Source organism: Flavobacterium sp. ZT3R18 (assembly GCF_007097385.1).
In the GTDB taxonomy this organism is placed as follows: Bacteria; Bacteroidota; Bacteroidia; order Flavobacteriales; family Flavobacteriaceae; genus Flavobacterium.
Genome location: NZ_VJZS01000003.1, coordinates 39,750 through 52,276 on the forward strand (window position 1 = coordinate 39,750; position 12,527 = coordinate 52,276).

General features: G+C 33.3%; 13 protein-coding genes. 3 read left to right on the top strand and 10 right to left on the bottom strand.

From position 1 onward, the window contains the following. Positions 1 to 139: 139 nt before the first annotated feature. The 9 genes from FNW52_RS04580 to FNW52_RS04620 form a co-directional block, all read right to left on the bottom strand. Positions 140 to 982: a transporter gene (locus FNW52_RS04580; RefSeq protein WP_255515489.1), complete on the bottom strand. Its 843-nt coding sequence runs from the start codon at positions 980 to 982 to the stop codon at positions 140 to 142. Positions 983 to 1,207: 225 nt separating this feature from the next. Next, positions 1,208 to 1,966, bottom strand: a complete 759-nt coding sequence (locus FNW52_RS04585; protein ID WP_143376290.1) for a hypothetical protein — start codon at positions 1,964 to 1,966, stop codon at positions 1,208 to 1,210. A 222-nt stretch (positions 1,967 to 2,188) separates the two neighbouring features. After that, positions 2,189 to 2,671, bottom strand: a complete 483-nt coding sequence (locus FNW52_RS04590) for a hypothetical protein (protein WP_143376291.1) — start codon at positions 2,669 to 2,671, stop codon at positions 2,189 to 2,191. A gap of 305 nt (positions 2,672 to 2,976) precedes the next feature. Continuing rightward, a complete protein-coding gene (locus FNW52_RS04595) occupies positions 2,977 to 4,245 on the bottom strand; it encodes a BamA/TamA family outer membrane protein (protein WP_143376292.1) in 1,269 nt (422 codons plus the stop codon). 50 nt (positions 4,246 to 4,295) lie between these two features. Continuing rightward, entirely contained in the window at positions 4,296 to 6,005 is a 1,710-nt protein-coding gene (locus FNW52_RS04600; protein WP_143376293.1) for an amidohydrolase, read from the bottom strand. A 21-nt stretch (positions 6,006 to 6,026) separates the two neighbouring features. Then, positions 6,027 to 7,205 carry an amidohydrolase family protein gene (locus FNW52_RS04605; RefSeq protein WP_255515490.1) on the bottom strand — a complete coding sequence of 393 codons (1,179 nt, stop codon included), beginning with the start codon at positions 7,203 to 7,205 and terminating at the stop codon, positions 6,027 to 6,029. 288 nt (positions 7,206 to 7,493) lie between these two features. After that, complete coding sequence (locus tag FNW52_RS04610; RefSeq protein WP_143376295.1) at positions 7,494 to 7,838, bottom strand: DUF1622 domain-containing protein; 345 nt, start codon at positions 7,836 to 7,838, stop codon at positions 7,494 to 7,496. A gap of 7 nt (positions 7,839 to 7,845) precedes the next feature. After that, the gene (locus FNW52_RS04615) at positions 7,846 to 8,364 is read right to left on the bottom strand and encodes a DUF4251 domain-containing protein (protein WP_143376296.1); all 519 of its coding nucleotides are present in this window, start codon (positions 8,362 to 8,364) and stop codon (positions 7,846 to 7,848) included. Between the two features lie 92 nt (positions 8,365 to 8,456). Further along, a complete protein-coding gene (locus FNW52_RS04620; RefSeq protein ID WP_143376297.1) occupies positions 8,457 to 8,885 on the bottom strand; it encodes an META domain-containing protein in 429 nt (142 codons plus the stop codon). Between the two features lie 292 nt (positions 8,886 to 9,177). Here FNW52_RS04620 and FNW52_RS04625 point away from each other — a divergent pair, with 292 nt between their 5' ends. The 3 genes from FNW52_RS04625 to FNW52_RS04635 all read left to right on the top strand — a co-directional run bounded on the left by FNW52_RS04625 (position 9,178) and on the right by FNW52_RS04635 (position 11,652). Further along, positions 9,178 to 9,705 carry a superoxide dismutase family protein gene (locus tag FNW52_RS04625; RefSeq protein WP_143376298.1) on the top strand — a complete coding sequence of 176 codons (528 nt, stop codon included), beginning with the start codon at positions 9,178 to 9,180 and terminating at the stop codon, positions 9,703 to 9,705. A gap of 16 nt (positions 9,706 to 9,721) precedes the next feature. Next, positions 9,722 to 10,291, top strand: a complete 570-nt coding sequence (locus FNW52_RS04630; RefSeq protein ID WP_143376299.1) for a YdeI family protein — start codon at positions 9,722 to 9,724, stop codon at positions 10,289 to 10,291. Positions 10,292 to 10,449: 158 nt separating this feature from the next. Then, positions 10,450 to 11,652, top strand: coding sequence for an LETM1-related biofilm-associated protein (locus FNW52_RS04635; protein WP_143376521.1), 1,203 nt, complete (start codon positions 10,450 to 10,452; stop codon positions 11,650 to 11,652). Positions 11,653 to 11,827: 175 nt separating this feature from the next. Here the strand turns inward: FNW52_RS04635 and can are convergent, their stop codons facing one another. After that, entirely contained in the window at positions 11,828 to 12,466 is a 639-nt protein-coding gene (gene can / locus FNW52_RS04640; RefSeq protein WP_143376300.1) for a carbonate dehydratase, read from the bottom strand. Between the last annotated feature and the right edge of the window lie 61 nt (positions 12,467 to 12,527).

Genomic DNA, 12,527 nt, shown 5'->3' on the forward strand with positions numbered 1-12,527 from the left:
AGACCTCAAATATAATCATTTTAACAATTTTATAACAAGAAAAAATACTATTTAAAATTACTCTGATAAAAAACTGTATTAGAAAATCAATAGAAACAACTCTATTTTAGAAGTTGAATCAATTTAGTTCTATTAAAAACTAAAAGAAAACATACTGATAACCAAGACTAATGGAATCATAATTTAACCCAATATCTTTAAAGGTTCCCGTATTGAATTGCAATTTAACGGATTGGCTTTTTGATAACGGCATTGACCATGTTGCACCTATTCTTGAACTATTAATCACACTCCCAGCAGGTAAATCATCCACAACAGTTTTTCCACCGCTAAACCAATTTATATTAATCCCAACCCAAATTTGATTTTTAAAATAATAACTGGCATGCCCTTGAAAAGAAAGAACAGGATCTTGTTTTAACAGCTTATTTTCAAGAAATTCATCGTTTTGGGTATAAAACCAAACTCCAGAATAGAATTCGGCATAAACATGTTTAAAACGTTTGGATATCCCCACTTCGGGTTTAAATCCCCAACGATTAGCACCGATATTAATCCTTTTATCAGCATAATAAAGACCTGTAGGAACCGACATAACTAAACTTACTCCAAATAGTGTCTTTTGTTGGTATTGGGCAAAATCTTTCCTAGCTAATGCAGGCGACCCAAATAAATTGATTCCAAATCGTATGCGCATATCCCCAAAACCAGTCCTATTTCCTGTTATTTTTTCTCCTTTTACGGTGGCTTTCCCATCCATAATTACATATGGTAACGCTACTTGAATTCTAGCCAATTTATTAGCTAAACCAAAAGAACGCATATAACCAACCCCAAAATTATTGCTTGAAATAATAAAATCTTCAATAGGCAAAGAAGGTTCTGTAACAACATTACCTTTCAAAAACCCATAACTACCCACCATAATATTGGCTCCTTTGGGCACATTCGCATAAGCTCTCGGCTCAAGATCCTGAGACATTGACCAATTGGAAATAAAAAAAAGGGTTATTATTGAAAACTTAGTTATTCTAATACTAGTAAAGTTCAGTAAAACCATATCTTGAATTTTGTAAGAAATTAAAAATCTTTTCTAAATCATTACTCTTTTTGCAACTGCTTAACAAATTCCATAAGTCAATCTAAAAATTGAAACCAAAAAAAACCTCAAAAATATTTGAGGTCTAATATTCCCTTTTATTTAGCTTTAAAACCTATAACCAATACTGATATTATATCTAAATCCGACAGCTGTTACAGACTGTACTCCTTTTTTTTCTATTCCTTCATCACCTGTGAGGTTTCCTATATTAGGGAATTTATCTCTCATTTTTTCAATTACTGCTTGAACGAGTTCATTATCATCCAATGAAGAAATATCTCCATCTACTCTCACATTGTATTTATAGGTTGTAATCGATGGCCCAAATAACACACAATCTATAACGAATCTATCCCATAACACAAACTGATATCCTAATTCTCCCCCTACATTAAATAAATTTAATTTCATTTTAAGATCTGCGCTATCAACAACACCTGTATCAGGATCTGTATAACTGAATACTCTACTGCTATTAAAATTAAAATAAGTTACAAAAGGAGCCAAATAAACCCCTCGTGGAGCACTGTACTTATTTATACTTCCCAAATAAAATCTATAATCGGCACCTAAGGAATATCCAGATCTTTTACTTTTCCTGTCAAATTCAACTCCCGTAAGATTTACAATTAACTTTGGAAATTCTTGATACCCCACAAAAACATTGATACTTTGATTTTCCTTTATAATACGTTCATAAGAAAACTGATAAGAGCTATCGTACAAAAGCATATTTGTCGCATTAAACTTAACCGAGTTCTTAAAATCTTTTGAAGCTACTTGCGAAAAAACGTTAGTTGAAGAAATTAATAATACTAATGCAAAAATGAAGACAATTCTAAACGGAGTAGTTAAAATTTTCATGATTTATCTTTTAAATTATTTAAAATTAGGAAAGAATACTAACAAATTTAACATTTTTATTCGAAAAAAAGAAACAAAAATCAACCCTTTTTATGACAAAAGAACTTATCACTGAAGAAATAATTACTTTTATATCATTGATAACCAAAAACATACTTAAAATCACAAAAAAAAAGAGCGTAACACTCAGATTACGCTCTTTTTTCAACGAAAGTAAAATATTCACTTGACTTTTGACATTTCTATTTCTCCTACAAAAGGAATAGCATTTTGTATGCTACTTCTAATTTCGGTTTGCAAATAAATTTCAAGTTGAATGAATTTTGTTGCATTTATTGCTCCAACTGTTTTTTTTGCTTTTTCATAATAAGTTGCATATAATTTATCATAGGCTAAATTATTTTTCAAAGCTCCTTTAGAGATTACATCTGCATTGGCATCTGTTAATGATCCATAATTTGTGGCATATTGATTAATCAATTGGATTTTTTCCTGTCCTAATTTTTTTCTTTCTACTTCATAGGCGTCGTAAACTTTTGTAAACTCGGTATCTTGAACTCCTGATAATGCCATATATTGCTTTACTAATTCTGATTTGGATTTCCCATAAACAGATTGTACAATATCTATATCATCTTTCATAGTAGATTGAGCGAATGCAGTAGACGAAACTACTAAAACAAATAATAAAAATACTTTTTTCATGTTTTTTATATTTAATTGTTGAATAAGCTAATTTAACAAATTCACAGTAATTAACAATACAATTCATGATATTTTTACTTTAAAAGTTTACGTATCAATTAATTACACAAACCTAATGTAACATATAAAAATCAACACATTTAAAATGCTTCGCCAAAACTTATGTAAGTCCCTTTAAGAGTTCCTCTTTCACCAAATCCAAAATCCATCCTTAAGTTAGTTTTATGCTTACTATCAACCATAACTCTCAACTCAAATTAGTAAGAAAAAAATCCTGTTTTTTAAAACAACAAATTTTAAAAATCTTAAAAAGTTTCTCCTGCGTTAAGATAAAATCCTTGGGAACGATTTCCAACGGCGTAATCCAAAATAAGATTGGTGCGAGTCGCTTTATCAATTAGAATCCTCAAACCAACCCCAACTGCAGGTTGCACATACTGAAAAAGTGAAATGTCACTCAATTTATCACTAGCCGTTGTAAAATTTGCAAAAACAGTTCCGCTAAGAAGTTGATTGCAACTTATAGGAAACCGCAATTCAGTTTGAAGATATGCTAAATTATTCCCTCTAAATAGTCCTTGGGTATAACCTTCTCCGCTGCGGCTGCGTTGATCCCAGCCTATAGCAGGCAAATTTAAATACGGCACAACTCCATTAGTCACAAATTGTCCAAAAGCCCAAATACCTAATACAAATTGTTTCTTTTTTGGACTTAGCGGAATAAAATATCTAAACTCGGTATAAAGCACACTACTCGATTCTTGCTCATTGAATAAATCAGCATTAAATCTATAGTTGACATTGGCAAACCAACCCTCACTCGTATTAATCTGGTTATCCCTAGAATCATAAATTAAATTAAGACTCAACCCATTTACAAAATATTCAGTATCGCCAAAACCATATTGCTTACTATAATTGTAATGATTGGTGAATTTTCCATTATCAACGTCAACGTTTTTGTCCATAATGGCAGAATACCAATCTATTTCTATTCCTGCTCCTACATAAAAATGTTTTTTTACTTCCCAAGAAATGGTTTGATGGAACTTAAAATAGTTATAATCCATCGGTTCTGCTATCGATTCAATATCAAAATCTGGGTCTTCCTTGTGAGTTGGAATAATATGAGTTCCCAAACCGTAATTGGGCTGTGTAAAAACATACAATCGATAATCCCCACTTAGGTATATTTTATTATCCTTTAGCAGAATATTATTTTTGGCATTAATTAGCAGCTGATCTTTTGTTGTAAAAACAACGCCAAGATTTGCCGAAGAATATTTATCCAGAAGATCTCCGCCCTTAAAAGTATATTGTGCAGTAGCACCGTAACTAAATCCTGTTGCAGGCTGTACTCCAATTATAGGAATGACCAATAAAAAGCTATTTTTTATTGGTTTTACAACCATGAGCGAATCTTTCTTTTTAAGCAATTCGAAAAAGGTTTTAGGAGGACATGTACCATCCGAACTAGAAGACACTTGTGCCTGCATGTTGTTTTGAATACATACAAACAACAATAGCCATAGACCGTAATTCAACAAATACTTTCTTTTAAAAAAATGGATCATTTTAGTTTTTATATTTTTTAAAAGATTAAAAACCGTTCGTATAGATAGAATTACAATTTCTTTTTATAAACTGATTTACCTTCTTTGATAGTTTCGACTACAAGAATTTCTTTTATCTTCATTTTATCTACTTTCAAAGGATTTTGGTCTAAAATCACTAAATCAGCCAATTTCCCTTCTTTCAAAGAACCTTTTGTTTTTTCTTCAAAATATTGATAGGCTCCATTGATCGTGATTGCTTTCAAGCCTTGATATGCAGTGGTTCTTTCATTTGCACCAATAATTTTACCAGAACGAGAAACGCGATTTACGGATGACCAAATCGTAAACAACTGATTAATTGGAGTAATAATATAATCGGTATGGTTGGTATAAATGATTCCCAAGCTATCCGCCGTATGAATAGGACTCAGGAAAAAGGCTCTTTCTTTGCCTAAATTCTCAACATGAACGTCTCCCCAAAAATAAGCGTGATTGGTAAAAAAAGAAGGTGAAATATTGTACTTTTTATATTTCTCCAATTGACCTTTTCGAACAAAATTCGAGTGAATTACAATAGTTCTCCTATCAGCGTCTAATGGTTGATTAAGGTTTTTGCAGGCAGTTTCATGCGCCAATAAAAGCATATCAATAGTGGCATCGCCATTACAATGCACAAAAAGCTGCATTTTACTTTTATAGGCTACTTCAAACATCTTATTCAATTGCGCTTGAGTCACATTTGAAAACCCCTTGCAATCATGACTACAACCCGGAACTTCTGTTAAAAAAGGTTTTGTAAAAAAAGCTGTTTTCCCTTGTGGAGAACCGTCGGCAACGATTTTCGTTCCTTCCAATTTTAAGTGATTATGGTATTCTCCAAAATTCGACAGCGAATCTTTTACATTCGTTTCCAAATCAAGAAAGCTGGGTAATGAAACCACATCAATCGATATTTTTTTTTCTTTGGCCGCTTGTTTTAAAAAGGCCACGGTAGACGCATCAGAGAATCCCTCTTGCGCAGTCGTAATTCCGTTTTTGGCATACAAATCAAGCGCTTTTTGCAATAGTTTCGGTTTCTGGCTTGCAAAGACTTCTGTTACTTTTTCGACAAAATGATGCACCGCCATTTCCTGCAAAACTCCGGACGGCTCTGTTGTGCCAGGCAAACGCAAAATCATCCCGCCGGCAGGGTCTTTTGTGTTTTTATCAAATTTAGCATCGGCCAAAGCCAAAGAATTGGCAACTCCCAAATGTCCAGACACATGTTGTATATAAACGGGATTATTGGGGAAATATTTATCCAAATCCATTTTGGTGGGATGGCGCTTCTCTGCCAACTGAGTATCATCATATCCCCAACCAAAAATCCATTCCCCGTCTTTGATGTTGTTGTTTTTTTTACATTTTTGAAGTTCGGCAATAATATCGGCAATGGTGGCGCAATTGCCAACCGGAGCCGAAGACACGTTTGCCTGTCCCATAATATTCATGGCATTTCCTAAATGGCTGTGGCTATCAATAAAACCCGGCAACAATGTTTTGCCTTCTAAATTTTTCATTTCGGTTGCATCTCCATGAAATTTTTCAGCTTCGGATTTTGTGCCTACAAAAAGGATTTTTCCGTTTTTTACAGCAATAGCTTCTGCATAAACAGCGTCATTGCCTTCCATCGTTACAATATCTCCTCCAAAATAAATAGTATCTGCTGGATTGGTAACTTCTTGTTTTTTACAACTTACTAAAGCCAGTAAAAGAAATACTGCGATTGATTTTTTCATATTGTTTTTATTAAATGAATTTTATTTAATTGTGTTTTTATAGACCACACCATCTTTTATAATCATTAATAAGGATTTATCATAGTCCTCCAATATATTCAAATTTTTAAGTGGATTACCATCTACCAGTAGCATATCTGCATAAGCACCTTCTTCTATTACACCCAATTTATTTGGATAAGGATTACGTGGTCCACTCATGGTAAGCAATTCTGCATTGGTTGAGGTTGCCATTTTTAATATTTCGAAAGGAGTGTACCACTTCAATAATTTTGTAAGATCACCCGCCCTCGCAGCCGAATGCTTGGGTTGAAATAAACAGTCTGTTCCAAATGCGGTTTTAATGTTGTACTTTTTTGCGAAAAGGTAGGCGCTTTCAGTGCCACGTGACATAGTTTGTTGTTTAATTCGATTTGGAGAGCCTTCTGCAAAAACACTTACACCAGTATCTATAAAAGGTTGCAAGCTTAACCATACATTTTTATCCGCTACCATTTTTGCTGTAACCTCATCAATAAGTTGTGCATGATCAATGCAACGTACACCTGCACGAAGCGCAGTTTGTATAGCTCTTGGTGTGTATGCGTGTACAGTTACATACGTGCCCCAGTTTTCAGCAGCGTCAACAGCTGCCTTCATTTCTGCTTCTGTAAATTCAGATACATCCAGTGGATCGTAATTAGAAGATACGCCACCACCTGCTGCAAGTTTTATCTGAGTAGCCCCAAGACGAAGCTGCTCTCTTGTACGTTTTAATACCTCATCCGCGCCATCAGCCAGAATCCCAAAATTAAAGCGCTCGGTAAAATCAAGGCTTGATCCTGCATCCCTTGGAACAGCATTGACAGAAAGAAAATCTCCATGACCTGATGTTTGAGAAATCATGGCACCAGAAGGATAGATTCTTGGCCCTATCATTAAACCCTTGTCGATTGCTTTTTGCAGACCAAATGAAGGCCCCGAAAGATCCCTAAAAGTAGTAAAACCCTGCATTAGGTCTTTCTCCGCAGATCTAACCGCGTTTACAGTGATGTATTCAATATCATTGTTCAACAACTCCATGATGTCTAAAGACTCCATCATGATATGCGTGTGGGCATCAATCAGACCTGGCATTAGGAATTTCCCTTTACCATCAATTACTTTTATTTCCCCACTTTTATTAGTTGGGATTGGAGCAGTCGAAATTTTACTAATCATATTATTAACAATAAGCACATTTCCTATAGTCGTTTTTTCATCTTTACCATTAAAAATTTGTACGTTATTGATCAGTAATACTTTTTCTGAATTTGGCTCAACAGCAGGCTTTTGAGACCAAGCATTTACAGAAATTAAAATAATTGTAAAAAAGAGTAGTGTTTTATTTTTCATAAATAGATAATATTTGTTTGTTTGTTTTTTTAGAATATGGAATTACTTCGCCTGTTCGCTATCGTTCGAGTCGCATATCTTCATTGGTGTTTACGGTCATACTCATTTCATAATTTAATCTTTTTTTAATAATTTGGACTCTTTAAGCTCTCGTTCTAAAAAATAATTCAAAGCGGTTCTTAATGTAGCAATAGCGGCTAGTTGTCCAATCTCTGTCCAAGATGGAGCAATCGCAGTTTTAAGAATATCGGCACCCAATAAAAGTTCTAATGCTATTGCTAAAGATTTTCCTAACGAAAGGCGAATATTCGTATCTGGTAAATAACCCGAAGCTTTTGAAAAGGAATCCTTAAAATACTGAATGACTACTTTTGTAGAAGAATAAGTAATTATAATCGCAGCAAGAAATTCAATAAATTGAGCTATGGTTTGGGTGCTAATCATTATAATTTCTTCCATACTAAACTTATTTTTTTTCAGGTTCAATTTTGGAAATCTCACCATTATAAGAAATGGTACTTCGATAATTACTACTAACGGAGAGCGTTGCGCTTCCTCCAAAATAAACCGAAAGCAATAAGGAATAAACATCCCTTTCTCCTTTGACAACGGCTTTAATTCTATACTGTTTATTAGTTTTTTCAATTGTGTAATCTTGAGGTTTGCCCTCAAATTTTAATCCTCCATCTCCTCCGTATCCAATGCCTCCATATGCTTTCCCAAAATAGGGCATTTCACTCTTAATCAAATCGGGATAGAATTTCAAATAATTTGAATTGCTAGTCAAATCTATTGTCCTGAATCCTAGTGGAGAAGCATTTCTGGCCACAAAAACAAACTCTTTAGAATTGACCAAAATCTCAATTTGTTTCTGTTTTTCAATTTTTTGCTCTTCCTTTAATTGTTTTTTTGTTTTCTCTTGTGCGTAACCATTGACAACAAAAAAAGAAATAAACAGTGCTAAAACTATGTTTTTTGTTTTCATTTTATAAAATTTTAAAATTATTTCAACTAAATCTAACCGATTAAAAAATATTTAAAACCCTTCAAAAACTATAAAATCACTGCGAAAGCAGCTTACTTTTTCTCAAAACGCATCATTACAACGTCTCCCATCATAAAACTCAAGGTTTTCCCATCCTCACTAATAGTATAAGATTCTATCTTTTCCAGTGTAGATGTATAGACTGAATCGCCATTTCCTTGACAAGCCATCATAGTCATACCCATTTTGGCGTCTTTAAAATTTATTTTATTTCCATCAACCATTACAGCTCCAAAATATTGATTACAGCTATTGTTCCCAGAAAACTTGTTGTCAACAAGATCAAACTTTATTGTTGGTTTTTTACCCGGATACAATCCTTCAAAAGCAATCCTAGGACCGGTTATATAGTTTAACTCCCAAGTCCCTTCAAGTGAAGCTGTTTTCATATTTGACTTTGTTGTAGTGCATGAAACTAATGTCATACCAATGAATACTACTAATAATGCTAATTTTTTCATGTTCCTATTTTTAAATGTCAGAAATTATGTCTTGTAAAAATAGCGAAAATTTAAAAGCAAAAATGATATTTTAACTCCTTGTTTGGTTTTTAAAAAAGGTATGATTATTTTCGTTTAAAAAGACAACTATTAGGACACTATTAGGAATAGGTTCTCGAATTTTGGAGCCCGGACAAGCCTGTCCCCTACCAACCATTTTGTGGGAGAAAAGTCTAAATAGATTTTAAGAAACTTTTAATTTTAGCACGCTTTTTTTTACTTAATTTTATAATCGAATTCAATTAAAAAAATCATGAAAAAAATAATCTTTTCTATCGCAGTTATTATTGCAGTAATCATTGGTTGTAAGACCAATAGCAAATCCAGCGACTCCAAAAATCTAAACTTAGTCTTTGAATCAAAAAGCAATAGTAAAGTTACCGGCACAGCTGCTTTTGTAGAAAAAAAAGGCAAGGTAACTTTTGTAGCCAAAATTACAGGACTACAACCTGGGATTCACGCCATACACATTCATGAAAAATCGGATTGTTCTGCTGCTGATGGGAGCTCTGCTGGAGGACACTGGAACCCAACCTTCAAAAAACACGGAAAATGGGGAGTAGAAGAGCATCATAAAGGAGACATTGGCAATTTTACAGCTGATGAAAAAGGAAACGGAACCATCACTTTGACTACAGACGAATGGTGTATTGGTTGCGAAGATGCTACAAAAAATATACTAGGAAAAGGGCTAATTGTACATCAAGGTGCGGATGATTTTGTTTCTCAACCAGCAGGAAATGCAGGCGCAAGAGTCGCTTGTTCTGCTATTATAAAATAAAACAACAGAAATTCTCTTGAAGGAAAAAGAACATCACTATTTTAAAAACACAACAGCTTGGCGGGAATGGTTGCACAACAATCATCATTCGTCAACTGGTGTGTATTTGATTTTTTATAAAGTAAATAGTCCTTTTGAAAGTATGCGTTGGGAAGAGGCTGTTCAAGTAGCTATTTGTTACGGTTGGATTGATTCTACTGTCAAAAACGTAGACGAACACAGCCGAAAACAAGTCTTTTCGCCCAGAAAAGACAAAAGCGTTTGGAGTAAACTCAACAAAACATATATCGAAAAACTCATTGATGATAATCTCATGCATGAAAGCGGATTGGCCAAAATTGAAATTGCAAAGCAAAATGGCTCATGGACTTCTCTAGACGCCGTTGAAGATTTAATCATTCCAGAGGATTTGGCATCGGCTTTCGATCAAAATCAAACAGCTTTAGAAAACTATCAAAACTTTAGTCCTTCCTATCGAAAAAGCTATCTTTATTGGCTCAATCAAGCCAAAAGACCCGAAACCAGAAACAATAGAATTACCACAATAATTGAACTTTGCAAACAAAATAAAAAATCGAGGGATTAGTATTATTTTTACGAAAGAATTTGAGCTACCGAATGGTATTGATTCAAATTAAAAAAAATGAGATTTCACAAAATTTACCTTAAGAAACCATTTTATAAATATTCAAAATATAAATTGATCCATAAAAATACATAGCTTTGCATATTCAAAATAAAGCAATGATTAACCCTTCGGCATCCGGTTGGATAGATAAATTTTTTATAAAACAAAAGTTATCAGAACATACAGTTTTTGAAACGGAAGAATCTTTTTATCAAAAATTAAGAAACACAGGTTTTATCTATGGACACATCATTTCATTTGACACCCCTTTCCCTATTGAATCCAAAGATTGGTTTAAAGAAGAAATCTCTAAAATAGCCTTATTAAATGCGTTATACAGCATTTTTTGTTTGACTACCAAAGAAAATGATTCGGCCAAATTTATAGAACAAGCCAATGTATTTTACAATCAAATGCATCCTCAAGGCTTTAGTTTATTAAAAAAATTATTACCCAAAAACACTCCAGCATTAACCCTAGAAAAGATAATTGACGAACGCGTTCAAACCAATGAAAGCATCATCAATAAAAACTTTTCACATTTGGTTACCAATGCCTTGTTATTTATAGATGTTTTGGCTTTTCGCCAATATTTAATTCATGGTGCAATTCCTGAAAAATATTTAAAGAAAATTGAGGAAACTATAGTAAACATTGTCACTCTAGCCCTAAAAATCAAGACGAATAAAACGCAATATGACGACTTATTAATTAAACTTTTTGAAGCCTCTATACGCTACAGCAAATTTTCTAAAAATACAGATCTTACTTTGGAAGCATTGCAATTGGAGTATTTTACAAATGAATTAGAAAAAAAATATTTAGTAGATATCGCAGGAATGGCATTATGGAGCGATGGCGTGATCGAGAATAATGAAGCTTATTTCCTTTATACATTAGCCAGAACCCTATCTATTTCGGATGAATTTGTAGAGCAAAGTATTATCAGTACAGATGGATTTATTGCAAAACATAAAAAAGAAATCCCCTATTTTAACTATTCTAATCCCGTAAAACATTTTTACGATCAAACCACTAAGAGTGTTATTACCTTAATTTCACGCAATAAAACTAGATTAATCAAGGAAATTGTTCAAAGTAAAGAGCTAATGCTGCTCTTAGCACATTCTACCCATAGGGATTTAGACGAAAAAGAAAAGAAAAAAGTAAAGAAACAATTGCTAGACATTTGCAAAACGATACCGTCTCTAACCATCTTTCTTTTTCCGGGGGGTAGCTTATTATTACCTATTTTAATTAAGTTTATCCCAACCCTTTTACCATCGGCATTTAATGAGAATTTAGACAACGACGATTAATTTTCCAAAACAATATCCCAATAATAAAATTGCCTCCAATTTTAGTTGGAGGCAATTAACAAAATAATCATTCAAGTCCTATATACAATACTAAAAACCAGGTACGTTACTCACTTTTGGACTTGGCAAAGCAAGCAACTTAGTATTTATGATTGCTGAATGGTACTAAAATATTTTATTCAAAATTTAGTTGATACACTTTATCTAAATCATTGTCTGAACTGAAATTCACACCTAAATCCGTAACAAAACCAGAATTCAATCCGTAAACCCAACCATGAATTGTAAGGTCTTGACCGCCCTTCCAGGCAGATTGTACGATAGATGTCTTGGCCAAATCAAAAACTTGTTCTTTTACATTTATTTCTACAAAAGCATTGAAACGCTCCGTCTCGTCAGAAATGGAATTTAAATATTTATCATGCAAACGGTACACATCTTTTATATGTCGAATCCAGTTATCTATTATCCCAATAGAATCATTTCCCATTGCGGCTTTGACCCCACCACAACCATAATGACCACAAACAATAACGTGTTTTACTTTTAATACATTTACGGCATAATCTAGCACACTTAACATATTCATATCGGTATGAACAACCATGTTGGCAATGTTTCTATGTACAAACACCTCTCCTGGTTTTGCGCCAATGATTTCATTTGCAGGAACACGACTATCTGAGCACCCAATCCAAAGTAGTGGAGGACTTTGACTTTTGGCTAAATCCTTAAAATATTCCTGATCTATAGCCAATTGACTTTCGACCCATTGTTTATTATTGTCTAATATTTTTTTATAAAAATCACTCATCTCGTTGTTTTTATTAATCTATTAATTAAATGTAATGCAAAGTAAATACTTAAAGCTTATA

Excerpts from the sequence above, each read along its gene's own strand:
- FNW52_RS04580 (WP_255515489.1), bottom strand. The coding sequence starts at position 982 with ATGTCTCAGGATCTTGAGCCGAGAGCTTATGCGAATGTGCCCAAAGGA.
- FNW52_RS04585 (WP_143376290.1), bottom strand. The coding sequence starts at position 1,966 with ATGAAAATTTTAACTACTCCGTTTAGAATTGTCTTCATTTTTGCATTA.
- FNW52_RS04590 (WP_143376291.1), bottom strand. The coding sequence starts at position 2,671 with ATGAAAAAAGTATTTTTATTATTTGTTTTAGTAGTTTCGTCTACTGCA.
- FNW52_RS04595 (WP_143376292.1), bottom strand. The coding sequence starts at position 4,245 with ATGATCCATTTTTTTAAAAGAAAGTATTTGTTGAATTACGGTCTATGG.
- FNW52_RS04600 (WP_143376293.1), bottom strand. The coding sequence starts at position 6,005 with ATGAAAAAATCAATCGCAGTATTTCTTTTACTGGCTTTAGTAAGTTGT.
- FNW52_RS04605 (WP_255515490.1), bottom strand. The coding sequence starts at position 7,205 with ATGATTAGTAAAATTTCGACTGCTCCAATCCCAACTAATAAAAGTGGG.
- FNW52_RS04610 (WP_143376295.1), bottom strand. The coding sequence starts at position 7,838 with ATGGAAGAAATTATAATGATTAGCACCCAAACCATAGCTCAATTTATT.
- FNW52_RS04615 (WP_143376296.1), bottom strand. The coding sequence starts at position 8,364 with ATGAAAACAAAAAACATAGTTTTAGCACTGTTTATTTCTTTTTTTGTT.
- FNW52_RS04620 (WP_143376297.1), bottom strand. The coding sequence starts at position 8,885 with ATGAAAAAATTAGCATTATTAGTAGTATTCATTGGTATGACATTAGTT.
- FNW52_RS04625 (WP_143376298.1), top strand. The coding sequence starts at position 9,178 with ATGAAAAAAATAATCTTTTCTATCGCAGTTATTATTGCAGTAATCATT.
- FNW52_RS04635 (WP_143376521.1), top strand. The coding sequence starts at position 10,450 with ATGATTAACCCTTCGGCATCCGGTTGGATAGATAAATTTTTTATAAAA.
- can (WP_143376300.1), bottom strand. The coding sequence starts at position 12,466 with ATGAGTGATTTTTATAAAAAAATATTAGACAATAATAAACAATGGGTC.